Source organism: Nocardioides sp., assembly GCF_050699375.1.
Classification (GTDB): Bacteria; Actinomycetota; Actinomycetes; order Propionibacteriales; family Nocardioidaceae; genus Nocardioides.
This window is the reverse complement of record NZ_JBOHDN010000311.1, coordinates 1-23,048: the sequence shown is the minus strand read 5'-3', so window position 1 is coordinate 23,048 and position 23,048 is coordinate 1. Positions and strand designations below refer to the sequence as shown.

24 protein-coding genes and 1 pseudogene are annotated in these 23,048 nt (G+C 69.4%); 9 read left to right on the top strand and 16 right to left on the bottom strand.

Features of this window, described 5'->3' with window-relative positions; translation table 11 throughout:
• Window positions 1-112 precede the first annotated feature (112 nt).
• The 3 genes and pseudogenes from ACRDPS_RS22145 to recO all read right to left on the bottom strand — a co-directional run bounded on the left by ACRDPS_RS22145 (window position 113) and on the right by recO (window position 2,913).
• The gene (locus ACRDPS_RS22145) at window positions 113-901 is read right to left on the bottom strand and encodes an isoprenyl transferase (RefSeq protein ID WP_431503827.1); all 789 of its coding nucleotides are present in this window, start codon (window positions 899-901) and stop codon (window positions 113-115) included.
• A gap of 124 nt (window positions 902-1,025) precedes the next feature.
• A pseudogene (locus ACRDPS_RS22140) lies at window positions 1,026-1,835 on the bottom strand (YibE/F family protein); the annotation flags it as partial.
• Window positions 1,836-2,184: 349 nt separating this feature from the next.
• Window positions 2,185-2,913, bottom strand: coding sequence for a DNA repair protein RecO (gene recO, locus ACRDPS_RS22135; protein ID WP_431503826.1), 729 nt, complete (start codon window positions 2,911-2,913; stop codon window positions 2,185-2,187).
• A 112-nt stretch (window positions 2,914-3,025) separates the two neighbouring features.
• Here recO and ACRDPS_RS22130 point away from each other — a divergent pair, with 112 nt between their 5' ends.
• Both ACRDPS_RS22130 and ACRDPS_RS22125 read left to right on the top strand, forming a co-directional pair.
• On the top strand, window positions 3,026-3,838 hold the full coding sequence (locus ACRDPS_RS22130) for an ion transporter (protein ID WP_431503825.1): 813 nt from the start codon (window positions 3,026-3,028) through the stop codon (window positions 3,836-3,838).
• A gap of 113 nt (window positions 3,839-3,951) precedes the next feature.
• Window positions 3,952-5,715 (top strand): protein kinase domain-containing protein, encoded by a 1,764-nt coding sequence (locus tag ACRDPS_RS22125; RefSeq protein WP_431503824.1) that lies wholly within the window; start codon window positions 3,952-3,954, stop codon window positions 5,713-5,715.
• Here ACRDPS_RS22125 and ACRDPS_RS22120 read toward each other — a convergent pair.
• Window positions 5,712-7,097, bottom strand: coding sequence for a PLP-dependent aminotransferase family protein (locus ACRDPS_RS22120; protein WP_431503823.1), 1,386 nt, complete (start codon window positions 7,095-7,097; stop codon window positions 5,712-5,714). The two genes, ACRDPS_RS22125 and ACRDPS_RS22120, sit on opposite strands and share 4 nt — an antisense overlap.
• Window positions 7,098-7,164: 67 nt before the next feature.
• On the opposite strand from ACRDPS_RS22120, the gene ACRDPS_RS22115 reads away from it, so the two are divergent.
• Entirely contained in the window at window positions 7,165-8,193 is a 1,029-nt protein-coding gene (locus ACRDPS_RS22115; RefSeq protein WP_431503822.1) for a DMT family transporter, read from the top strand.
• Here the strand turns inward: ACRDPS_RS22115 and leuA are convergent.
• Entirely contained in the window at window positions 8,123-9,883 is a 1,761-nt protein-coding gene (gene leuA, locus ACRDPS_RS22110) for a 2-isopropylmalate synthase (RefSeq protein WP_431503821.1), read from the bottom strand. The genes ACRDPS_RS22115 and leuA overlap by 71 nt on opposite strands.
• A 156-nt stretch (window positions 9,884-10,039) precedes the next feature.
• Here leuA and ACRDPS_RS22105 point away from each other — a divergent pair, with 156 nt between their 5' ends.
• Genes ACRDPS_RS22105 through ACRDPS_RS22095 form a run of 3 tightly spaced genes read left to right on the top strand, consistent with a single transcriptional unit; the run spans window position 10,040 to window position 12,215 of the window.
• Window positions 10,040-10,534 carry a flavodoxin family protein gene (locus ACRDPS_RS22105; protein ID WP_431503820.1) on the top strand — a complete coding sequence of 165 codons (495 nt, stop codon included), beginning with the start codon at window positions 10,040-10,042 and terminating at the stop codon, window positions 10,532-10,534.
• A gap of 26 nt (window positions 10,535-10,560) precedes the next feature.
• A complete protein-coding gene (locus ACRDPS_RS22100) occupies window positions 10,561-11,394 on the top strand; it encodes a septum formation family protein (protein ID WP_431503819.1) in 834 nt (277 codons plus the stop codon).
• A gap of 2 nt (window positions 11,395-11,396) precedes the next feature.
• Window positions 11,397-12,215: a septum formation family protein gene (locus tag ACRDPS_RS22095; protein WP_431503818.1), complete on the top strand. Its 819-nt coding sequence runs from the start codon at window positions 11,397-11,399 to the stop codon at window positions 12,213-12,215.
• A 23-nt stretch (window positions 12,216-12,238) separates the two neighbouring features.
• Here the strand turns inward: ACRDPS_RS22095 and era are convergent, their stop codons facing one another.
• The 3 genes from era to ACRDPS_RS22080 are packed head-to-tail and all read right to left on the bottom strand — an operon-like array spanning window position 12,239 to window position 14,843.
• Window positions 12,239-13,186 carry a GTPase Era gene (gene era / locus ACRDPS_RS22090; protein ID WP_431503817.1) on the bottom strand — a complete coding sequence of 316 codons (948 nt, stop codon included), beginning with the start codon at window positions 13,184-13,186 and terminating at the stop codon, window positions 12,239-12,241.
• A complete protein-coding gene (locus ACRDPS_RS22085) occupies window positions 13,183-13,992 on the bottom strand; it encodes a siderophore-interacting protein (protein ID WP_431503816.1) in 810 nt (269 codons plus the stop codon). The genes era and ACRDPS_RS22085 overlap by 4 nt, the downstream gene beginning before the upstream one ends.
• A 50-nt stretch (window positions 13,993-14,042) precedes the next feature.
• Window positions 14,043-14,843, bottom strand: coding sequence for a helix-turn-helix domain-containing protein (locus tag ACRDPS_RS22080; protein WP_431503815.1), 801 nt, complete (start codon window positions 14,841-14,843; stop codon window positions 14,043-14,045).
• A gap of 86 nt (window positions 14,844-14,929) precedes the next feature.
• Between ACRDPS_RS22080 and ACRDPS_RS22075 the strand changes: the two genes are divergently transcribed.
• Together ACRDPS_RS22075 and ACRDPS_RS22070 are read left to right on the top strand one after the other, a co-directional pair.
• Window positions 14,930-15,337, top strand: a complete 408-nt coding sequence (locus ACRDPS_RS22075; protein WP_431503814.1) for an isomerase — start codon at window positions 14,930-14,932, stop codon at window positions 15,335-15,337.
• A 1-nt stretch (window position 15,338) separates the two neighbouring features.
• Window positions 15,339-15,965, top strand: coding sequence for a hypothetical protein (locus ACRDPS_RS22070; RefSeq protein ID WP_431503813.1), 627 nt, complete (start codon window positions 15,339-15,341; stop codon window positions 15,963-15,965).
• On the opposite strand, the gene ACRDPS_RS22065 is transcribed toward ACRDPS_RS22070, so the two are convergent.
• The 4 genes from ACRDPS_RS22065 to ACRDPS_RS22050 form a co-directional block, all read right to left on the bottom strand.
• On the bottom strand, window positions 15,966-16,334 hold the full coding sequence (locus tag ACRDPS_RS22065; RefSeq protein WP_431503812.1) for a VOC family protein: 369 nt from the start codon (window positions 16,332-16,334) through the stop codon (window positions 15,966-15,968).
• 1 nt (window position 16,335) lies between these two features.
• Window positions 16,336-16,872 (bottom strand): pyridoxamine 5'-phosphate oxidase family protein, encoded by a 537-nt coding sequence (locus ACRDPS_RS22060; RefSeq protein WP_431503811.1) that lies wholly within the window; start codon window positions 16,870-16,872, stop codon window positions 16,336-16,338.
• Window positions 16,873-17,031: 159 nt separating this feature from the next.
• Window positions 17,032-18,336: a class I SAM-dependent methyltransferase gene (locus ACRDPS_RS22055; RefSeq protein ID WP_431503810.1), complete on the bottom strand. Its 1,305-nt coding sequence runs from the start codon at window positions 18,334-18,336 to the stop codon at window positions 17,032-17,034.
• On the bottom strand, window positions 18,333-19,760 hold the full coding sequence (locus ACRDPS_RS22050) for an FAD-binding oxidoreductase (protein ID WP_431503809.1): 1,428 nt from the start codon (window positions 19,758-19,760) through the stop codon (window positions 18,333-18,335). Before ACRDPS_RS22050 ends, ACRDPS_RS22055 begins: the two co-directional genes overlap by 4 nt.
• Window positions 19,761-19,908: 148 nt before the next feature.
• On the opposite strand from ACRDPS_RS22050, the gene ACRDPS_RS22045 reads away from it, so the two are divergent.
• Window positions 19,909-20,199: a hypothetical protein gene (locus tag ACRDPS_RS22045; RefSeq protein ID WP_431503808.1), complete on the top strand. Its 291-nt coding sequence runs from the start codon at window positions 19,909-19,911 to the stop codon at window positions 20,197-20,199.
• A 22-nt stretch (window positions 20,200-20,221) separates the two neighbouring features.
• Here the strand turns inward: ACRDPS_RS22045 and ACRDPS_RS22040 are convergent, their stop codons facing one another.
• From ACRDPS_RS22040 to ACRDPS_RS22025, 4 genes are all read right to left on the bottom strand, one after another.
• Complete coding sequence (locus tag ACRDPS_RS22040) at window positions 20,222-20,557, bottom strand: cytidine deaminase (RefSeq protein WP_431503807.1); 336 nt, start codon at window positions 20,555-20,557, stop codon at window positions 20,222-20,224.
• A complete protein-coding gene (locus ACRDPS_RS22035; RefSeq protein WP_431503806.1) occupies window positions 20,541-21,920 on the bottom strand; it encodes a hemolysin family protein in 1,380 nt (459 codons plus the stop codon). The genes ACRDPS_RS22040 and ACRDPS_RS22035 overlap by 17 nt, the downstream gene beginning before the upstream one ends.
• 17 nt (window positions 21,921-21,937) lie before the next feature.
• Window positions 21,938-22,402: an rRNA maturation RNase YbeY gene (gene ybeY / locus ACRDPS_RS22030; protein WP_431503805.1), complete on the bottom strand. Its 465-nt coding sequence runs from the start codon at window positions 22,400-22,402 to the stop codon at window positions 21,938-21,940.
• 79 nt (window positions 22,403-22,481) lie between these two features.
• A partial coding sequence (locus ACRDPS_RS22025; protein WP_431503804.1) for a PhoH family protein occupies window positions 22,482-23,048 on the bottom strand: 567 nt, incomplete at its 5' end.

Below are 23,048 nucleotides of genomic sequence, written 5' to 3'. Positions count from 1 at the left end.
CAGGTCTGCAGGCCGAAGCGTCAGCTCTGCAGGTCGAGAGGTCACTTACGCAGATCTCGACCTGCAGAAGTGACGCCTCGGCCTGCAGAAGTGACGCCTCGGCGGGAGGGGGTCAGAGGGGGTTGGGGAGGGCGCCGCCGTAGCGGCGGTCCCGGGACGCGTACGTCTCGACGGCGTGCCAGAGGTGGCGGCGGTCGACGTCGGGCCAGAGGACGTCGGTGAAGACGAACTCGGAGTAGGCGGCCTGCCAGAGCATGTAGTTGGACAGTCGCTGCTCGCCGGAGGTGCGCCAGATGAGGTCGGCGTCGGGAAGGTCGGGGACGTAGAGATAGCGCTCGAAGGTCTTCTCGGTGATCTTCTCCGGGCGCAGCTTCCCGGAACGTACGTCCTCCCCCATCCGACGAACTGCGTCGGTGAGCTCGGCACGACCGCCGTAGTTGACGCACATCGTCAGCGTGCAGACGGTGTTGTCCTTCGTCATCTCCTCGGCGATCTTGAGCTCGTTGATGACGGACTTCCACAGCTTCGGCGCGCGACCGGCCCAGCGCACCCGGACCCCGAGCTCGTTCATCTCGTCGCGGCGACGGCGGATGACGTCGCGGTTGAAGCCCATCAGGAACTTCACCTCGTCGGGCGAGCGCGACCAGTTCTCGGTCGAGAACGCGTAGGCCGAGATGGCCTTCACGCCGATCTCGATGGCTCCCTCGACGACGTCGAAGAGCGAGGACTCACCTGCCTCGTGGCCCTTGGTCCGGGGGAGGCCACGTTCCTTGGCCCATCGGCCGTTGCCGTCCATGATGATCGCCACGTGCTCCGGGACGAGGTCCTTGGGGACCCGGGGTGGGGTAGCCCCGGACGGGTGGGGTGTTGGGATACGGACCGGCTTGTTCACGAGGTCCAACCCTAGACGGCGGGTACGCACCGGGCGGCTGCGACCTGGGCGGGACCATCGGCCGCCTGGGTGCGTCGTACTCCATCTCCTCGGGCGGCCGAGCGGGACCGGGCAGGGTCAGCGCGCCGATGACCGTGGTGATCGGCATCGCCAGCACGACCCCGATGCCTGCCGCCATCGTGGCGACGATCTCGCCGGCCATCTGCTCGGTCGTCACCAGCGAGAGGAAGTCGCGGTCGTAGAGCTGGATCACCAGCAGCAGCGTCAGCGCGGCACCGACGTAGGCGAACACGATGGTGTAGATCGTCGAGGCGACGTGGTCGCGGCCGATCCTCATCGCGCCGCGGAAGATGTCCCATCGCGAGGTCGAGGGTCCGGCGGCGCGCAGCTCCCACACCGCGGACGCCTGGGTGATGGTGACGTCGTTGAGCGCGCCGAGACCGGCGATGATCACCGCGGCGACGAGCAGGCTCTGCAGGTCGAGCTCGGCGTCCAGGGAGGACAGCGTCTGACCGCTCTCCGAGCCCAGGCCGCTCAGCCGGCTCGCGCCGATCGCGAAGGTGCCGATCAGCGCGGTCACCGCGACCCCGGCCAGGGTGCCGGCGAGCGCGACCGACGTACGCACCGAGAACCCGTGGGTCGTATAGAGCACCACATAGAGGATCAGCACCGAGGAGACCAGCGCGACCCACGCCGCGGGCTCACCGGAGAGCAGCGCGGGCAGCAGGAACAGCCACACCACCGCGCCCGCGAACCCCAGTCCGAGCACGGCCATCAGCCCACGCATCCGCGCGACCGCGACGACACAGACCACGAAGAGGCCGACCAGGAGAGCCAACGGTGGGCCGCGCTCGACGTCGAAGAAGGCGTACGCCGCCTCGCCCTCCTTCTCGGTGCGGGAGAGCTCGACCTCGTCACCGGTCTCCAGCCCCGAACGAGCCATCGGGGTCGAGATCTCGACCGCCACCTCGGTGCCGGTGTCCGGTCCGCTGGTGAGCTTGGCCCCGGCTGTGTTGCAGCCCTCAGCCCGCCCGTCAGTCTGTCCGTCCGCGGCGCAGGGCTCGGAGACGGAGGTCACCTCGGCCGTCTCGAAGACGACCCCGTCGGCGACGAACTCCTGCGACCCCTGCAGCCTCTCGACCGCGGAGCGGTCGGGCCACCACGCCACCACACCGGCAAGCGTGATGACCGCGACGAGCACCAGCGAGACGGTCAGGACCATCCGCGGCATGGCCTCGACCTCGACCTCGGCGTCGTGCCCGCCGTGGGAGTGGGAGTGGGCCATGCGCTCCTCAGCTCTCGACGTACTCGAGCGACCGCAGACTGCGGTCCAGATGCCAGGAGAGGTACGCAGCGACGAGCCCGCTCGCCTGCCTGCTGGTCCGCTCCTCGGCGCGGCCGACGCTATCCCAGTCACCTGCGAGCAGCGCACCGAGGTGGGCCAGCGTCTCGGGCGACGGAGTCGCAGATCCCGGCACCCGGCAGGTCGTGCACAGCGCACCACCCATGGAGACGTTGAACCACCGGTGCGGCCCCTCCAGCCCGCACCGCGCGCACGCCTCGAAGCTCGGCGCGTAGCCGGCGACCGCGAGCGAGCGGAGCAGATAGGAGTCGAGCACGTGCCGGGGCAGCCGGTCGCCCTGCGCGAGCACCCGCAGCCCGCCGACGAGCAGCAGATACTGCTGCGGCGCCGGCTCACGCTCCTCGTGGACCAGCCGGTCGGCGGTCTCGAGCATCGCGGTTCCGGCGGTGTAGCGGTCGTAGTCGAGCCCGATCCCGCTGTGGAAGAGGGTCAGCGTCTCGGCCTGGGTGATCGTGTCGAGGCTGCGCCCCTCGGCGAACTGCAGGTCGACGTGGGTGAACGGCTCCAGCCGCGACCCCCACCGCGAGGTCGTACGCCGCACGCCCTTCGCCACCGCACGCACCCGTCCGTGCTCGCGGGTGAGCATGGTGATGATGCGGTCGGCCTCACCGAGCTTGTGGGTGCGGAGCACGATGGCTTCGTCGCGGTAGAGGGGCACGGACCCATTCTGCCGCGCCGCACCGACATCCTGGGCAGCGACAGACCCACATGACGGCAACGACGCGTGTGGGTGATCGCCTTCGCCCACCCGGTCTCCTAACGTGTCCGGCATGAGCACAGCCGGAACAGACCGCGGCATCGACGGCCGACACGACGACCGCAAGCCGGGCGCCGCGCCGACACCGCCGGTCACGGTCGTCGACTGGCTGATGCTGGCGCTCGCGATCGTCTCGGTCGCGCTGCTGGTCTGGATCACCTTCTGGGACGTGCCCAAGGCCTGGGAAGACCGGGTGATCATCGCCGACTACGTGATCTGCGGGATCTTCTTCGTCGAGTTCTGCCTCCGTTGGCGCAGGTCCGGTCTGGGCTGGAAGTTCCTGGCGCTCTACTGGTACGAGATCCTCGGCATGATCCCGCTCTCGGACCCGGCCTTCCGCGCCTTCCGGCTGCTGCGGGTGGTGGTCATCATCCTGCGGCTGATGCGTGCCGCCGACCGTGCCTTCGGCGACCGCATCTCGGCGTACGTCGTGGGCAGGTTCTCCGGCGCCATCGTCAACGCCATCCGCAAGCCGATCACCGTCGCCGTGCTCGACGAGGTGATCGCGGTGATCCAGACCGGCAACTACACCCGGCACATCTCCTCGGCGATCGAGGAGAACCGCGCCGAGATCGACACGCTCATCATCGATCTCATCCGCCAGGACCAGGCCGCGGGGAAGCTGAGATACCTGCCGTTCCACGACGACATCGTCCGTCTGGTCGCCGACACGGTGCTGCGCCTCGTCGACGAGGGCCTGGCCGACCCGCGGGTCCACGAGATCATCTCCGACGCCATCCGCGAGTCGGCCAAGGAGCTGCGGGGCAACATCGGGACCGAGGCGTACGCCGCGGTCAAGAGGGATCAGGAGCGGTTCGGGAAATAGGTCTCGATTTCTTTGCGAAACCCGCTCAACCAGGTGTCATCGAGGCACTGCGGACCGGTTTCAGGGCATGATTCGGGCATGACTCACCGGCAAGGCTCTCGGGGAATGGAGCGATGAGCCCGACGCTTCCGATCAACCTCGGTCGCCTGCAGCAGGTCCGCCACATCGGCGCCGGTGCGTTCGCGTCCGTCTGGCTCTACTACGACCCCGACCTCGACTCCCATGTCGCGGTCAAGGCGCTCTCCCCCGGCTGGGTCTCCAACCCGGAGATCCACAAGCGGTTCCTCCAGGAGGCGCGGCTGCTTCGCTCGGTCGACTCACCCCATGTCGTACGTGTCTACGACATCGGCCAGACGAGCGGCGGCATCCCCTTCTTCGTGATGGCGTACGCCGACGGCGGCTCGGTCGCCGACCTGCTCGGCGGCTCTCCGGGCGGCCTCGACGTCGGTGAGGTCGCCGACGTCATCGCCCAGGCCGCCGACGGGCTGATGGCGCTGAAGGCCCGCGGGGTGATCCATCGCGACATCAAGCCCGCCAACCTGCTGCTCACCTCCGAGACCTCCGGCGGCACCGCCGGCGCTCGCCGGGTGATGATCGCCGACCTCGGTGTGGCCCGCTCGCTCGACTCGCTCAACGAGGTCACCCGCGACATCGGCACCCCGTCCTACATGGCGCCCGAGCAGCTCGACCCGGAGCTGCCGATCGACCATCGCGCCGACGTACGTGCCCTCGGCGCCGTCGCCTGGGCCCTGCTCGCCGGCCGCTCCCCCGCGCCCGCTCTCGGCCTCACCTCGCGAGTGCCCGAGGCAGGCTCCGTACGTCCCGTGCCGGCCTCGGTCAGCCGGGCCATCGCCCACGCGCTGGAGCCCCGGGCCGATGACCGCTGGCCCGATGCCCGCTCCTTCGCCGAAGGGCTCCGTGGTGCGGTCCGGGGCGGCGCCACGTCCACCGCGACGGCGCAGCCTCCACCACCAGCCCCGTCGGGCTCCCCCTGGCAGAAGTCGGCCGCCCGCACTCCTGGACCGCCCAGCGGACGGCCCAGCGGACCGCCCAGCGGACCGCCCAGCGGACCGCCCAGTGGGCCACCCAGCCGGCCACCGACAAGCTCGCCAGGATCTCCGTTCGACCAGCCCACGACGGTGCCGACCGGCATCGGGCAGCACCAACCGGCGAAGAAGAAGCGCACCGGGCTCCTGGTCGGTGGCGCGATCGCCGCGGTCCTGGTCATCGGACTCGTCGGCGGACTGGTCTTCTTCCTGGGCAACGGCGGGGCTCACGTCCCCGAAGCCGGCGAGTGCCGCAATCTCGACTACGCCGCGGCCAACGAGTACGTCGACGAGTCCGCGCCGGTCGAGTGCAGCGCAGACCACACCCTCTACACCTTCCACGTCGCCTCCGACGTCAAGACCTACAACGACAACGTGGCCGCCGGGAAGGCCTGCTACGGACGGCTCGAGACCGGTCTCGGGGTGACGGCGGAGCAGCTGGCCAAGACCGCCTACATCGTCGGCTGGTACTGGCCGGCCGAGGCGACCTGGAACGACGGCGACCGCTACCTGCGCTGCGACATCGCGGTCGCGGTCCAGCGGGCACCGATGGTCGAGATGCCCGAGGACCCCTTCCCCTCGGAGTTCCCCCTCGCCCTGCGCGGGTGCATCGACAGCACCATCGACCGGTTCGTACGCTGCGGGACGACGCACGACTACGTGGTCGTCGACACCTTCGAGATGACCGGCGACGCCTACCCGAACACGAGCGAGACCAACCTCCAGGGCGTCTCGGGGTGTCCGACGGAGGCGACGAGGTACAAGGCTCCCTCGAACGCGGCTTGGGTGGCCGGAAACCGGCTCGGTCTCTGCGCGAAGTACGACTCCTAAGGGGTCCGTGGCACCAGCGGACCCAGCCGTCTGACCGCCTCACGGAGCCGGTCGGGCGTCGTGGCCGCATAGCCGATCACCAGGCCCGGCGGACCATCTCCCTGGCGGTGGCGGCTCAACGGGTGGACGGCGATGCCCGCCTCCAGCGCTGTCGTCGCGACGGCGGCGTCGTCGACCCCTTCGGGGAGCGTCGCCAGGACGTGCAACCCGGCCGCGACGCCTTCGACCCGGGCGCCCGGCAGATGCTCGGCGAGCGCCTCGAGCAGAGCGTCGCGCCTGGCTCGGTGGCGTCCCCGGACGAGCCTCAGGTGCCGCTCGAAGGCACCCGAGGTCAGCATCCGCGCCAACGTGATCTGGGGCAGCGCCGGGCCGGCCAGGTCGAGCCAGTAGCGAGCCTCGACCAGCTCCTCCTGCATGCCGGCCGGGGCGACCAGCCAGCCGATCCGCATCGCCGGCGCGAGCGTCTTGGACACGCTGCCGAGATGGACGACCTGGTCGGGAGCGAGCACCTTCACCGCGGCGACTGGCGGTCGGTCGTAGCGGTGCTCGGCGTCGTAGTCGTCCTCGACCACCAGCCGGTGCGGCGCTGCCCGGACCCACTCGACCAACGCCCGCCGCCGCTGCGGGGAGAGCACCACGCCGGTCGGGAACTGGTGCGCCGGGGTGGCCACGACGGTGTCGACCCCGCTGGCGTCGAGCTCGGCCACGTCCAGGCCCTCGCCGTCGACCGGCACCGGGACCGTGGTCATGCCCCACCGCTGCAGGTGCACCCGGGCGCCGTAGGAACCCGGCTCCTCGAAGCCGATCGTGGTCCTGCCCCGCTCCTCCAGCCAGCGGGTCAGGAGCACGAGCCCCTGGGCTACGCCGTTGATCACCAGGATCTCGTCGGGTTCGACGGTGATGCCGCGAGTGCGCCCCAGCCAGACCGCGAGCGCCTCCCGGAGCGCCGGCACCCCGCGCGGGTCGCCGTAGCCGAGGTCCGCGCTGCCGATCTCGGCGAGCACCTCGCGCGATGCCTTGGCCCACGCGGCCCGAGGGAAGGCCGACAGGTCCGGTACGCCCGGGGAGAGGTCCAGCTCGGGCGTCGGCAGCCTGGTGGCAGCGCCCAGGCGGCGTACGGCTCCGGGGACCGCGCTCACCCGGGTCCCGCCGCCGCTGCGGGCCGAGAGCAGCCCCTCGTCGGTGAGCCGCTGGTACGCCTCGACGACCACCCCGCGTGAGACCCCGAGCTGGGTGGCGAGGGTGCGAGACGCCGGCACCCGGGACCTGACGGCGAGACGACCGTCAGCGACGGCGTCGCGCAGGGCGTTGGTGAGCCAGGTAGCCAGCCCGCCGGCGGGCACGTCTGCGGGGTCGAGCTGGAGGAAGTCCGCGCCGGTCACTTGGTCCACTCTGCCATGCCTTGTTTGGATCTGTCCTGAGGACCAAGTTCGCGACAGGCTCGTGCCCATGACCAGTGAGCTCCTCGCCCGCCCCGAGACCGCCGACCCCCCAGTCGGAGCCTCGCGCCACGGCGGCACCCTGCTCGGTATCGTGTTCGCCGCGACCGGGATGGCCTGCGTGGGCAGCAGCGTGGCGGTCTCGGCCGCGATCACCGACGCCCCGCTCTTCACCCTTCAGGCGGTCCGGTACGCCCTCGCCGCCCTGCTCCTGCTCGCGGTCGCGCGCGTCACCGGCTGGCGGGTCCCGCTGCCGCACGGCCGCGAGTGGCTCTGGCTGGCCGGGGTGGCGACCTCGGGCCTGGTGCTCTTCAACATCGGCGTCGTCCGCGGTGTCGCCCATGCGGAGCCGGCGGTGATCGGCGTAGCGGTGGCAGCGGTCCCGATGCTGCTCGCCGTGGTCCCGGCGATCGCGACCCGCACCCTCCCGGCCCGCAGCATCATCATCGGCGCGATGGTGGTGACCACGGGAGCGGTCCTGGTCGAAGGCTTCGGAAGGACCGATGCCGCCGGTGTCGGCTACGCGCTCCTGGTGCTGGTCTGCGAGGCGGGCTTCACGCTCCTGGCCATCCCCGTCCTCCCCCGCCTGGGCGCCTTCGGGGTCTCGTTCCACTCGGTCTGGATGGCGACCGTCGGGATGGCCGTTATCGGCATCCTCTGCGAGGGACCGGCCGCCGTGACCACGCTCGACACCGTCGACCTGCTGGCCGCCCTCCACCTGGCCGTGGTCGTCACCACGCTCGCGTTCCTGCTCTGGTTCACCGCGGTCAAGCGCCTTGGTTCCGGACGCGCCGGGCTGCTGACCGGCGTCGTCCCAGTGACCGCGGCCGCCCTCGGCGTACCTCTCCACGGGTCCGTGCCGGGCCCGATGGTCTGGCTGGGCACAGCGGTGGTCGCGGTCGGCCTGGTGATCGGGCTGAGCGAACGCCGCCGTCGGAGGGGCAACACCCCTCCGGCGGCGGAGCGATTCAGCCGCGCGGGATCGTCACTGCCTGGGCGCGGTTGGCCGCGCAGACCACGGCACGCAGCGACGCGGTGACGATGTTCTCGTGGATGCCGATGCCCCACACGATCTCACCGGCGACCTCACACTCGACGTACGCGGCCGCGGAGGCGTCGCCACCGGCCGAGAGAGCGTGCTCGGCGTAGTCGAGGACGCGGATCTCGGCGCCGGCGTCCTTGAGCGCGTCGACGAACGCGGCCACCGGGCCGTTGCCGACACCCTTGTAGGTGCGCTCCTCGCCGCGTACGCGGAGGGTGACCTGCTGCTCGTCGCCACCCTCGGTGTCGGTGACCGAGGAGTAGCTCTCCAGAGCGTACGGCTCCTCGCGCTCGAGGTACTCCGTCGAGAAGATCGACCAGATCTCCTCGGGGCTGACCTCGCCGCCCTCGTCGTCGGTGCGGGCCTGCACGGCCCGGCTGAACTCGATCTGCGCACGACGCGGCAGGTCCAGCGAGTGCTCGGTCTTGAGCAGGTAGGAGACCCCGCCCTTGCCGGACTGGCTGTTGACCCGGATGACGGCCTCGTAGGTGCGGCCGACGTCCTTGGGGTCGATGGGCAGGTAGGGCGCCTCCCACGGGATCTCGCTGGTCGCCTTCCCGGCGTCGGCGGCGACCCGGTCGAGGTCCTCCAGACCCTTCTTGATGGCGTCCTGGTGAGAGCCGGAGAAGGCGGTGTAGACCAGGTCGCCGGCGTAGGGGTGGCGCGGGTGGACGTTGATGTTGGTGACGTACTCGACCGTGCGGCGGATCTCGTCGATGCCGCCGCCCACCGTGAAGTCGATCTGCGGGTCGATGCCCTGGGAGAAGAGGTTCATGCCCAGGGTGACCAGGTCGACGTTGCCGGTGCGCTCGCCGTGGCCGAAGAGGCAGCCCTCGACGCGGTCGGCGCCGGCCATCAGGGCGAGCTCGGTGGCCGCGACCGCGGTGCCGCGGTCGTTGTGCGGGTGGAGCGAGATGGCGGAGTGCTCACGACGGGTCAGACCGCGGCCGAAGTACTCGATCTGGTCGGCGTAGGTGTTCGGGGTGGACATCTCGACCGTGGCGGGCAGGTTGAGGATGATCTCGCGACCGGCCTCCGGCTGCCACACGTCCGAGACCCGCTCACAGATCTCGAGCGCGTAGTCGGTGTCGGTCTGGGTGAAGATCTCCGGGCTGTACTGGTAGCCGAAGTGCTCGGTGCCGATCAGCTCCGGGACGTACTCCTCGGCGTACTTCATCACCATCTCGGTGCCGCGCACGGCGATCCCGATGCACTCGGCCGGGGTCACGTTGAACACGACCCGGCGGAACAGCTCGGCGGTGGCGTTGTAGAGGTGGATCGAGGCGCGCGGGGCACCCGCGATCGACTCGGCGGTGCGGGAGATGAGGTCCTCGCGCGCCTGGGTCAGGACCGAGATCTGTACGTCATCGGGGATCCGGTCCTCCTCGATCAGCTTGCGCACGAACTCGAAGTCGGTCTGGGAGGCCGACGGGAAGCCGACCTCGATCTCCTTGTAGCCCATCGAGACCAGCAGCTCGAACATCCGCAGCTTGCGGGCCGGCGTCATCGGGTCGATCAGGGCCTGGTTGCCGTCACGCAGGTCGGTGGAGAGCCACCGCGGAGCCTTGGTGATCTTCTTGGCGGGCCAGGTTCGGTCGGGTACGTCGACGGGCACAAACGCGCGATAGCGCTCGTACGGCATCCCCGACGGCTTCTGCTGGTTGCTGGAGTTGCTCAGGTTGGTCATGCGGAATCCTCATCAGATGGGAGCGAGTGCCGGCGCACGTCAAACCTCCGCAGCGAGGGAGTCCGGCTCGCTCAGACCCCGCTGCGGCAGCTAAGGAGGAGGCTGCGCATCATGACTAGGTAACAATAACAGAACAGAACTGGCAGACTGACGCCGATGCCCCAACTGCTCGTCGTCCACCACTCCCCGACCCGGTCCCTGCGGCGGCTGACCGACGCGGTCGTCTCCGGCGCCAAGGATCCCGAGATCGAGGGCGTCGAGGTCGTCGTACGTCCCGCGCTGGAGGCCACGGCCGAGGACGTCCTCGCCGCCGACGGCTACGTGCTCGGCACCAGCGCCAACTTCGGCTACATGTCGGGCGCCCTCAAGCACTTCTTCGACTCGACGTTCCTGGCGGTGGGCGGCGCGCTCGACCCCTCCGGTGGAGCCGGCGAGTCTGCCGGCGCCACCACCAAACGTCCCTACGGCCTCTACGTCCACGGCCGCTACGACACCACCGGCGCGATCCGCTCGGTGCAGTCGATCGTCGGCGCGCTCGGCTGGTCCCAGGCGTACGACATCCTCGACGTCCTGGGGGACGTGGAGGATTCCCATGTGGACGCGGCCTACGAGCTGGGCGCCACCGTCGCGGCGCTGATTTCGGCGGGTTGATACCCCCACAAGTAGAGTCGACCACCGTGATCGGCCATTCCCCCCGGCGTACGACGTCCGTAGCTCTCCTGATCGCGCTGCTCGCTGCCCTCGCGCTGAGCGGGTGCGGCGGTGACCGGGCGGCTGCCAAGGGTGAGGACCCGAGCCAGGTCGACGCGACCGGGCTGCCCGAGGTCGGCAAGTGCCGCAACCTCAGCCACGACGACGTCGCCGAGGCCTACAACTTCGACAAGTACGTCCCGTGCGACGAGCCGCACAACGCCGAGACCTTCGGCGCCGGGCCGCTGCCTGACGAGTTCAAGGACGCGGAGTACGGCGACGAGAAGGTCAACGAGTGGGCCTTCAGCCAGTGCCGCAAGCTGCTGGAGAAGTATGTCGGCTCCGACCAGAGCCTGCTGATGCGCTCGATGCTCTCGCACGTCTACTTCGGGCCCTCCGAGAAGGCCTGGGACGAGGGCGCGCGCTGGATCCGCTGCGACGTGGTCGGCGGTGGCCAGCAGGGTGCCGAGTACGTCGACCTGCCGACCACCACCCGCAACCTCCTCAAGGTCAAGAAGGTCGAGGACGTCGAGGACCGCTGGATGGTGTGCGCACAGGGCAAGACGGTGACCTCGCCGAAGGTGCCCTGCTCCGACCCGCACCAGATGCGCGCGGTGACGACCATCAAGCTGGGCGAGCCCAAGGACAAGTATCTGGGTGCCTCGGGGTCCAAGAAGAAGGCCTCTCAGTACTGCCGCGGCTCGGTGAACGCCTGGATGGGTTACCCGGAAAGCTTCGAATACGGGTACACATGGTTTGGAGAGAAGGAGTGGAACGCCGGCAACCGCTGGGCGGTCTGCTGGGCGGTGACCGAGGAGTGAGCATGCGACACAAGCTGTGGGGAGCTGGGGCCCTTGCCATCGTGGGGGCCATGGCCCTCTCCGGCTGCGGGGGTGAGGAGCCGAAAGCGGCGCCATCCTCCTCCGCGCCTCCCTCCGCCTCCGCCTCGCCGGCGCCCACCCCCAAGGAAGGCGCCTGCTACAACGTCAGCTACGACGAGGCCCTGGCCCCGACCGCCGGCGGCACCGCGGTGAGCTGCAAGGGCAAGCACACCACCCAGACGTACGCCGTGGGGCGGCTGAAGAACGTCGTCGACGGCCACCTCGTCGCGGTCGACTCCGAGCAGGTCGCGGCCCAGGTCGCGGCCTCGTGCCCCAACAAGGTGACGAAGTATCTCGGCGGGAACGCCGACGACCTGCGGCTCTCGATGCTGCGCCCGGTCTGGTTCACCCCGACGATCAAGGAGTCCGAGGCGGGCGCGAACTGGTTCCGCTGCGACGTCATCGGCATCGCCGGCCCCAAGGCGCTGATGACGCTGAAGGGCAACATGAAGGGTGTCCTGGGCGACTCCGAGACCGCCGAGCCGTTCCGGATGTGTGGCACCGCGTCGCCGAAGTCCGACTCGTTCAAGCGGGTGCCGTGCTCGCTGAAGCACTCCTGGCGGGCGCTGTCGGTCATCGACCTCGGCTCGGGGAAGTATCCCGGCGAGTCGAAGGTGAACAGCGCCGGCGCCGAGGACTGCAAGGCCGCTGCCGCCGAGGTCGCCGACGACCCGCTCAAGTACGAGTGGTCCTGGGAGTTCCCCAGTGCCCAGCAGTGGCAGGGCGGGCAGTCGTACGGGATCTGCTGGGCCCCGGCCTGATAACGAGCCGACTCGGCAGTACTTCAGAAGCCCAGCTTGCGCAGCTGCCGCGGGTCGCGCTGCCAGTCCTTGGCGATCTTGACGCGCAGGTCCAGGTAGACCGGCATGCCCAACAGCTCGGCGATCTGTAGCCGGGCCCGGCGCCCGACGTCCTTCAGGCGCGAGCCCTTGTGACCGATCACGATCCCCTTCTGGGAGTCGCGCTCGACGTACAAGAAGGCGTTGACCTCCATGAGCGGCCTGTCCTCCGGCCGATCCTCACGCAGACGCATCTCCTCGACGACGACGGCGATGGAGTGCGGGAGCTCGTCGCGTACGCCCTCGAGGGCTGCCTCGCGGATCAGCTCGGCGACGATGATCTCCTCGGGAGAGTCGGTGAGCTCACCGTCCGGGTAGAGCGGCGGGCCCTCCGGGAGGAGCTTGATCAGCAGGTCGCCGAGGAGGTCGACCTGGTCGCCGCCGACGCTGGAGACCGGCACGATCTCGGCCCACTCGATGCCCAGCTCGACCCCGAGCTCCTGGATCGACATCAGGTGCTCGCCGATCTGCTCGGGGGTGGCGAGGTCGGTCTTGGTGGCGACCGCGACCCGCTTGATGCCCTTCTTGAGCTTGTTCGCGTTCTCCGCGATCCGGCGGTCACCGGGGCCGATCTTCTCGTTGCACGGGAAGCAGATCGCGACCACGTCGACCTCGGTCCAGGTGGCCTCGACCAGGTCGTTGAGCCGCTCGCCGAGCAGCGTACGCGGCCGGTGGATGCCCGGGGTGTCGACCAGGATCAGCTGGCCGTCGGCGCGGTGGACGATGCCCCGGACCACGGTGCGGGTCGTCTGCGGCTTGTCGGAGGTGATCGCCACCTTGGTGCCGACCAGCGCGTTGGTCAGGGTCGACTTGCCCGCGTTGGGGCGTCCGACGAACGACACGAAGCCGCTCCGAAATTCTGGTGCTGGCGGCGCCGGGCTTGGCTCGGTCACTGTTGCTCCTGTGCTTGTTCGTGGACTTGCTCGTCGTACCGCTGCCAGATCTGCTCGTCGGTGAGCCCCTGGGCCTTGCCCTCTCGCCACACCGGTCCTGGGTCGACCGCCCGCGGCTGCCGCTTCTGGCCGCCTCCGCGCCAGTAGCCCATGACGTGGTACGCAGGCGAGTCGAGCTTCCGCTCGCGCATCAGGTGCTTGCGGATCGCCCGCATCTGGCTCGACTCCCCCGCCATCCAGAAGTAGCCGTCGCCCGCGGGCCACTCGATCGTCTCCACGGCCGCCGCCAGGTCGGAGGAGGTCTCCGAGGGCGGCGCGGACCAGGTGACGTCGGCGGTGTCGGGAAGATAGCCGGGTACGTCCTCGGGCACCTCTGCCCAGATCCGCGTCGGCAGCGAAGTGGTCTCGGTGATCCGCGCCATCGCCGGCATCGCGGTCAGGTCGCCGACCAGCAGCAGCCACTGCGCGTCGTCGGGGGCGGCGTAGGAGCCCTTGGGCTCGGTGATCGTGACCGTCTGCCCCACCGGGTCGGTCCGCGTGGCCCACTCGGTGACCAGGCCGACGTCGTGGACGACGACGTCGAGGGTCAGCTCGCCTGCCCCGGAATCGGACGGAACCCACGACCGCACGGTGTAGTAGCGCGACTGGAACTGCCCCGGCACGATCAGCCCGACCCACTCGTCCGGGATCCCGGTCGACTCGAACCCGGCCAGCCCGGGACCGCCGAGCACCAGACGGACGAGGTGGGGCGTGATCTGCTCGCGCCGCAGCACCTCCGCGGCGTACTGCTGGGCCTTGACACTCATCGCCTCAAGGTTATCCGCGCAGACGCGGCCCGCCTGCATCAGCGGCGCTTTCACTCCCGGGCGATGGCGAGCAGGACCTCCCGGGTCGCTTCGTCGGCCGGGAACATCGCCTCCACGGCGATCTCGTCGATCGTCACGTCACGAGCGGCGCCGATCACGGAGAGGACGTAGAGGAAGGACAGGTCGCCGAGGCTCGTACGCAGCAACAGCGGCAGCACCGGCAACGTACCGTCGTTCGCCGTGACCACCGGAGCCTCCACGTCGGCGCTGGCCGGAACCGGATAGCCCTCCACCTCGTCGAGAAGATCGGCCAGCCCCGCGGCCGCGGTGCGGTCGAGCTGGCGACGGACGCGGCGTACGACGTGAGCTCGCCACTGGGCATAGTTGCGCACCTGCGCCGCCAGACCGTCGGGATGCAGCGTCGCTCTGAGCATGTTGAGCCGCGGCTGACACAACGCGTCGGGCAGCGGAGCCAGGAAGAGCTCCATGGGCCGGTTGGTCGCGACCACGTCCCAGCGGACGTCGACCGCACAGGCCGGATAGGGCTCGTGGCCGGTGAGCACCGCCTCGACGGCAGACCTGGCGACCCCGAGGTCGTCGAGCGGTCGCTCCTGATAGACGGGCGCGAACCCCGCCGCGAGATAGAGCCGGTTGCGCTCGCGCAGCGGAACCTCGAGCTCCTCGCAGAGCCGCTCGATCATCGTCCGGCTCGGACCCGATCGGCCCGTCTCGATGAAGCTGAGATGACGAGCCGAGACCTCGGCCGCGATCGCCACCTCGAGCTGCGAGCGACGGCGCCGCTCGCGCCAGTCACGAAGCAGCTCTCCGACGCTCAGCTGGGCCGTTGTCATGCACCCAGGCTGCCGGGCTCAGCGCGGCCCGGCAACTACCCGAGAGGTAATCGACAGGGCCCGCCCGGAAGCGGATCGTCGTGGCCATGACCACTGAAACGACACCCATCTCACCTGCCGCGACCGCCGAGGCGTACGTCTCGTTCTGGAACCTCTCCGCCGACGGGCAGCGCACCCTCGGCGCCACCCTGTTCACCCCGGACGTCGCTCGTTCCACCCCGATCGGCGAGTCCACCGGCCTGGAGCCGCTGATCGACTTCACCCACCCGTTCGCCGAGGGCGTCGGTGACTTCACGTTCGTGGCCCGCGCCGAGCCCGAGTCGCACCACGGGCACGTCCGGGTGCGCTGGGAGATCCGCACGGAGGCGGGCTCGTTCGCCGAGGGTACGGATGTCCTCGATCTGGACGGGTCCGGGCGGATCGCCGCGATCACCGCGTTCATCGATCGCGCCCCCGACGGCTTCGATCCCGATGCCCACCACGAGGAGGCCTGACGTGTTCCTGATCGAGATCGCCGCTCCCGCCGACGCTCTGACCGACGGCGACCGCGCGACGCTGACGAAGGCCGTGACCGGGCTCCTCAACGAGAGCGCCGGCGCGCCCGAGGAGACGATGGCTCGAGGCCGGGCGACGACCCACATCGCCTTCCGGGAGCTCGCCGGGTGGACGACCGGGGACGGGGCGTGGAGTCCGCCGGCCCCGCCGCCGCTGGTCGTCACCGCCACCGTTCCCGAGGCATGGCGCGAGGAGATGTCTCGACCCTTGTCCGGCGCGATCCGTGCCGGCGTACGCAGGCTCGACCGCGACCACGGCTGGAGCAGGCCGGGCGGGCACCTCTGGATCAATCTGGTCGGGATCGCGGACGGCAGCATCGGGCTCAACGGCCGACCGGCGACGGCAGACGAGCTCACGAGCTGGATGACCGAGGAGTTCCGTGCGAGACACCGCGCGGGCGAGGTCGTCCTCCCTGACGGCGTCGTCATCGACCCGATGTGCGGCATGCAGGTCACCCTCGGGCGCGACGCCATCACGCTCGAGCACGATGGGGAGACCGTGGGTTTCTGCGCGGCGTCCTGTCGACGCGCGTACGCCAAAGAGCACGGTCTCGCGGTCCCGGCCTGATCAGGCGGGAGCAGCGTCAGCCTCGCTGCTCCCGCCCGGACCACCGCCCAGCCCGACCTCGTTGCCGTCCGGGTCACGGAAGTGGACCTTGCGGACCCCGTTCTCGTACGTCTCCTCCGACTCCGGCCGCAGACCGCGCTCGGCGATCGCGGCGAGGCGGGCGTCCAGGTCGTCGACGAAGAGGGTGACGAAGCCGCGACCGGCGAGCTCCGGTCTCACCTCGACGTAGACGTAACCGTGCTCGGCGACCTCGAAGACGGCCTCGGCGTCGTTGGGGTAGAAGGCCGGCGGGCCCGCGAGCAGCGCCTCGTACCAGCGGGCCGCTCGCGCCAGGTCCGTGACCGGAAGTCCTGCGAACAGGTCGGTCATCTCAGAACCTCCAGCGGGTCGCGCCGTAGGGCTCCACCGTCGCGACCGCATGGGCAGAGGTGAGCTCGATGCGATGTACGTGCCACGGTGCCGGGCCCGCGCTCTGCGCGTTGAACGGCGCCGTCACGGCCTCACCCGACCCGTCGACCTCGGCAGGCCAGCCCTCGTTGTCGTGGTAGTGCCCGGCCACTCGCCCGAGCTCGTCGCCGAGCACCCGGGTCACGCGGCCCTCCACGACCAGGTCGAACTCACGCACCGAGAGCGAGAGCGCGCAGCGGGGGTCGCGGGCCAGGTTCCGGCCACGCCGCGTCCCCGGGCCGGTGACCAGGTAGAAGCTGCCGTCGAACCAGACCGCGCCGACGGCGTTCATGTGCGGACCACCGTCGGCGTTGATCGTGCTCACCCACGTCGTGTAGCGCCCGGGCTCACCCTCCTGCGACCCCGGGCCCTGGTTGAACCCGCGATCGAGCCGCGCGGTCACCTCCTCCCAGGCCATCGGCGGCGCGTCGTACATCTCGGCAAGGTTGTAGGTCTCCATGACTGTCTCCTTCGCTGGACAGGAACTTCACCCACTCCACGAACAGCGAACCCCGATATCGACCGCATGTCACCAGATTCTGAATGTACGTCCCCCGCGAGTGGGCGAAAGTGGCAGCCAGACCGCAGTCCGAGGCGCCACTTTCGCCCACTCAACGCCTCAGAAGGTGTGTCGCAGCGGGTAACCCGAGAGACCGTCGACCGTCTTGGTGCCGAGCACGTGGTGGAGCTGGATGTTGTTGCGCTCGAAGCCGAGCCGGGAGCCGGCCATGTACATGCCCCAGACCTTCGCGGTGCCCAGGCCGACCTCGTCGACGCACGCGTCCCAGTTGTCGACCAGGTTCTTGTTCCACCCGGTGAGCGTCTTGGCGTAGTGCACCCGGATGTTCTCGTGGTGCTGCACCTCGAGGCCGGCATTTTCCACCGCGGAGACGATGGTGCCCGAGCCGATCAGCTCACCGTCAGGGAAGACGTAGCGGTCGATGAACGCCCCCGCGCTCGCCCGCGAGACGTTGTCGGCACGGGTGATGCAGTGGTTGAGAAGCCGGCCGCCGTCGCGCAGCTTGGACTTGATGAAACCGAAGTACGCCGGATAGTTGGCCACCCCGATGTGCTCGGTGAGCCCGATGGAGCTGACCGCGTCGAAGTCCCCCTCGACCACGTCGCGGTAGTCGGAGAATCGCACCTCGGCAACGTCGTCGAGTTCGTCTGCCTTGATCGCCCGCTGCGCCCAGTTGGCCTGCTCGCGAGACAGGGTCACCCCCAGCGCCTTCACCCCGTAGTGCTTGGCCGCGTGCCGCACCATCCCGCCCCAGCCGCAGCCGACGTCGAGCAGCCGCATCCCCGGCTCCAGCCCGAGCTTGCGGCAGATCAGGTCGTACTTGGCCTCCTGCGCTTCCTCGAGCGTGGCGTCATCGCTCGGGTAGAGCGCACAGGTGTAGGTCATCGAGGACCCGAGGACGTACTCGTAGAAGGTGTTGGAGACGTCGTAGTGGTGGTGGATGGCGTCGGCGTCGCGCTCGGGTGAGTGCCGCGTCCACGGCAGCGCGCCGAGCGCCCGGCCGGAGATGTGGCGTACGTTCTCGGCTCGCTGCCGCCACGCGGGCAGGTGCTCCTGGGGCGGTAGCTTGGGCGGGACGAAGTTCTTCACCCCCATCGCCCGGATGAGGTCGAGTGCCTCGCGAGGGCTCGGGCGGGCGAAGTCGGTCTTGTCCAGCATCACCGCCAGATAGGGATAAGGGTCGCCCGGGTGGACGCCGTGGAGGGCCAGGTCACCGCTGACGTAGGCCCGAGCCAGACCGAGGTCACCCGGCGCGGTCAGCAGGAACGCCAGCCCGCGCGGGTTGAGAATCTCCATCCCGATGGAGGAGTCCGTGTCGCCGGCAACACTGCCGTCGTATGCGGTGAGCCTGATTGGCAGCCCACCGTCGAAGAGGTTGTTGATGTTCCCTGCAATGTCGTTCACAGGCTCTTCACCGCCTTGCTGTACAGATCCGTCAACCGATTACCGGGGTCATACCTCGCCTTCACGGCAGCGAGGTTGTCCCCGTCATAGAGAGCGTTGAAGACATCCTTGTCGTAGAACGCCTCTGAGTAGAGCGATTTATGGCCGCCGAGGTCGTGGACCCGGGCCTCGATCGCGCGGTTCTTCGGGGCGTCGACCGCGTCCGGGCCGACGTGGACCGTGCCCCAGAAGCCGACATTGACGTACGTCCGGCCCGGCTCGAGCGGGTAGGTCGGCCACTTCGCCCTCCCGGTGGTCGAGCCTGTCGAGGCGATCCCCTGGGAGACCAGCGGACACAGCCACACCGGCCGCATCCCGATCTCGGCGTCGAACCACTCCAGGAAGGCCGGGAGGTTCTCGACGGGGACCTCGATGTCCTGGATGACCCGCTCCCGCAACGGGCGTCCGGCGCGCGCGTCGAGCTTGTCGGCGATGCCGAGCCTGCGGTCCAGCCCGATCAGCTTCATGTAGACGTCGGAGCGCCGCAGCCGACGCGGCCACAGGCGGCGTACGTACTTGTTCTGCGCGCCGAAGGCGCCCGAGCACCAGAACCAGTCGGTGTCCCAGCGCCACAGGTAGTCACGGATCGTCAGCAGGTCGGTCCCGGACCCGGACGCGGCGCGCTCCTGGATCGAGCGGTAGTAGATCTGCTGGCCGCCGTAGTCCGAAGGCGTGGCGCCGGCAGCGGTGTCGGTCCAGGTCGCCAGCGTCAGGTAGTACTCCCCCGGCTCGAAGGCGACACCGTCGATCCCGTCGACCTGGACGCCGTCGTACGTCCTCGCCTCGGTGATCTGCGCGATCGTCTTCGCGAGCAGACCGGGGTCGTCGAAGCGGATGTGGCGCAGCGCGACGTAGCCCGGCACCTTCTCCAGCTTGATCTTGAGCCGGGTCGCATAGCCGAGGGAGCCATAGGAGTTGGGGAAGGTCTCGAACAGCTCGCGGTGCTCGTTGTCGGGGCTCGGTGCCGCCGTGACGATCTCCCCCGAGCCGGTGAGGATGTCCATCTCCAGCACCGACTCGTGGGGCAGGCCGCTGCGGAAGCTGGTCGCCTCGATGCCCATCCCGGTCACCGCGCCGCCGAGCGTGATCGTGCGCAGCTGCGGGACGACGTACGGGATCATCCCGTGGGCGAGGGTGGCGTCGACGAGGTCCTCGTAGGTGCACATGCCCTGTACGTCGGCGGTGGCCGCCTCGGGGTCGACCTCGATCACGCCGCCGAGACCGGAGACGTCAAGACCCGGGACGGTGGTCGCGGCGCGGGCCCGGAAGAGGTTGGTGGTGCGTTTGGCGAGGCGGACGGGAGCGCCGTCGGGGATTGCGGCGTAGGAGGTCGTCAGCCGTTCGACGGCCTCGTTGTGTAGTTCCCAACCAGTCTCACCCGTCACTCGACGCACTTTACTCGCACGATGGACTTCCGGTTTCGATTTTTTGGCTAGTTCGCTTACAGTCGCAAGCCCGACTCGTCCCCGTCGGGCTCCCCCATCTCGTGCACCCTGGAGGGTCTTCATGTCCAGTGCTGCCCATCGCGACGCTGTGTCAACGCTTGCCGAGAAGGCGACGCCCTACTTCACCGAGAACCAGGTCAAGTGGCGCAACAAGTCCGTCTCGCAGGCCCGGCTCGCGCTGGCGATCGACCAGATCGTCGTCCACATGCGTGAGAAGGGCGTCGACATGGCCACGATGAACGGTCTGACCGCCTATCGCGACGAGGACGGGATCCACGTCACCATCGAGCTCGGCACGCTGCCGCTCGTCGCCGATTCGGCCGGGGCCGGCGGGACCGGCGGGACCAGCGGGACCGGTGGCCATCGGGCCGCTCGCTGAGCTTTGGCCGGCTTTCGCAGGGTCAGCGGAGGTTGCCGCGCGGGTCGCCGACGATGACCGGGACGCCTTCGCCCGCGAACTCCTTGACCGCTGCCAGGTCCGCGGCGTCGGCCTCGGCGGCGTCGGTCAGCACCACGACCGCTTCGAGACCCTTCGACCCCGATGCGACCGCCATCGCCACGCAGACACCGATCGCGGAGACCTGGAGCGAGGGCAGATCCACGGTGGCACCGGCGTAGGTGCGGCCGTCGAGGTCGCGTACGGCTGCTCCGTCGGCCGCTCCGGTGCGGGCCCGCGTCGCGCGGGCCAGGGTCACCAGCTTGCGGTCCTCGGTCGACAGCTCACTCTGCTCGGGCATGGGCCTCTCTCATTCTGTCCAGCATCCTGTCGGCCTTCTCGGTCTTGTCGGCCTTCTCGCTCTGCTCGTCCACGTCGTCGGCCTCGGTATCGGCCCCGGCCCGGGCCGCGGCTCTGACGCGTACGGTACCGATCTTGTTCCGCCGCCCGGCGGACTCCTCGGCCACGAACCAGAGCCCGTGGGCCTCGACCTCGGAGCCGGGGATCGGCACCAGGCCGAGGTGCTTGGCCATCAGGCCGCGTACGGAGTCGACGTCGTCCTCCTCGACGGGGAACCCGACGAGCTCCTCGAGGTCGCTGACCAGGAAGCGGGAGGGGACGCGCCAGGAGTCGTCGCCGAGGTGGAGTGGCTCGCGGTCCTCGACGTCGTACTCATCGGTGATCTCACCGACGATCTCCTCGAGGATGTCCTCGATGGTGATCAGGCCGGCGGTGCCGCCGTACTCGTCGACGACGACGGCGATGTGCTGACGGTGCTGCTGCATCTCGGCGAGCAGCTCGTCGACCGGCTTCGAGTCGGGCACCCAGGTGGGCCTGCGCATCAGCGACTCGACCCGCTGGGTGGTCTCGACCTCGGGTGCCTCGAAGTCACGCGCGACGACGTCCTTGAGGTAGACCATGCCGATGATGTCGTCGAGGCTGTCGTCGATCACCGGCATCCGGGAGTAGCCGGAGCGCAGGAACAGCGAGAGGGCCTGGCGCAGCGTCTTGCGACGCTCCAGGAAGACGATGTCGCCGCGGGGCACCATCACCTCGCGGGCGCGGGTGTCGCCGAGCTCGAAGACCGAGTGGATCATCCGGCGTTCCTCGGCCTCGATCAGGTCGGAGGCCTCGGCGATGTCGACCAGCTCGCGCAGCTCGGTCTCCGTCGAGAACGGCCCCTTGCGGAAGCCCTTACCCGGGGTGAGCGCGTTGCCGAGCATGATCAGCAGGCTCGGGATCGGGCCCAGGACCGCGGTGATCATGCCGATCGGGCCGGCGACCGCCAGGGCGATGCGTTCGTGGTGCTGGCGGCCCAGTGTGCGGGGAGCGACACCGATGACGACGAAGGAGACCACCGTCATCGTCGCGGTCGTGGTGAGCACGGTCGGCCACCAGCTCCCCTGATAGGTGTCGTACGCCCACAGCGCGGCCAGCACGGTCGCGCCGATCTCGCACAGCAGCCTGAGCAGCAGCACCGTGTTGACGTAGCGGGTGGGGTCGCCGACCACCGCGACCAGGCGCTTGGCGCCGGCGCGGCCCTCGGAGACCAGCTCGGCCGCGCGGGCGCGGGAGAAGGCGCTGAGTGCTGCGTCGGCGGCTGAGAAGAGGCCGGCGATGAGGACCAGAACAGCGGCTGCGATCAGCAGCCTGGCGTCGTCCATGGTGGGTGGGAATGCTCCTAGTCGGGTGCTTTGGCCGAGGAGCCCCAGTCCCGCAGGAGCTTGGCCTGCAGGGCGAACATCTCGGCGTGCTCTTCGGGATCCACATGGTCATAGCCGAGCAGGTGGAGGACGCCGTGGGTGGTCAGCAGGTCGATCTCCGCGACCGTGCCGTGACCGGCCTCCTCGCCCTGCTTGGCGGCGATCGTCGGGGCGATGATGATGTCGCCCAGGTCGCCCTCCTCCGGCTCCTCGTCGAGGCGTCCGGGGAGGAGCTCGTCGCCGGGGAAGGAGAGCACGTCGGTCGGGCCCTCGGTATCGAAGTAGCGCTCGTTGAGCTCGGTGATCGTGCCCTCGTCGCCGAACTTGATCCGCAGGTCGGCCTGCGGATGCACCCGCAGCTGCTCGAGCAGGAACCGAGCCAGCCTGACGACGTGCTCGACATCGACCTCCTGCTCCGACTCGTTGATGATCTCGGTGCTCATGCCGCCGTCTCCGTCGAAGAAAGCCAAGAATACGGAAACGGCGGCCTGAGGCCTACGGTCACTCGCTGGCGCCCGCTCACTACCGACTCTCTCCGGACGCACGACCCTGGCCCTGGGCCTCGTGGTCGTCGTAGGCGGCCACGATCTTGCCGACCAGCCGGTGGCGTACGACGTCGTGGCTGGTCAGGTTGTTGAAGCTGATGTCCTTGACGTCCTCGAGGATGCCCTCGACGACCCTGAGGCCGGACTTCTGGCCGTTGGGGAGGTCGGTCTGGGTCACGTCGCCGGTGACGACGATCTTGGAGCCGAAGCCGAGGCGGGTCAGGAACATCTTCATCTGCTCGGGCGTGGTGTTCTGCGCCTCGTCGAGGATGATGAAGGAGTCGTTGAGCGATCGGCCTCGCAGGAAGGCGAGCGGGGCGACCTCGATGGTGCCGCTCGTCATCAGCTTGGGGATCAGCTCGGGGTCCATCATGTCGTGGAGCGCGTCGTAGAGCGGGCGCAGATAGGGGTCGATCTTCTCGGTCAGCGTGCCGGGCAGGAAGCCCAGCTTCTCACCGGCCTCGACCGCGGGGCGGCTCAGGATGATCCGGTTGACCTGCTTGGACTGCAGCGCCTGGACGGCCTTGGCGACCGCGAGATAGGT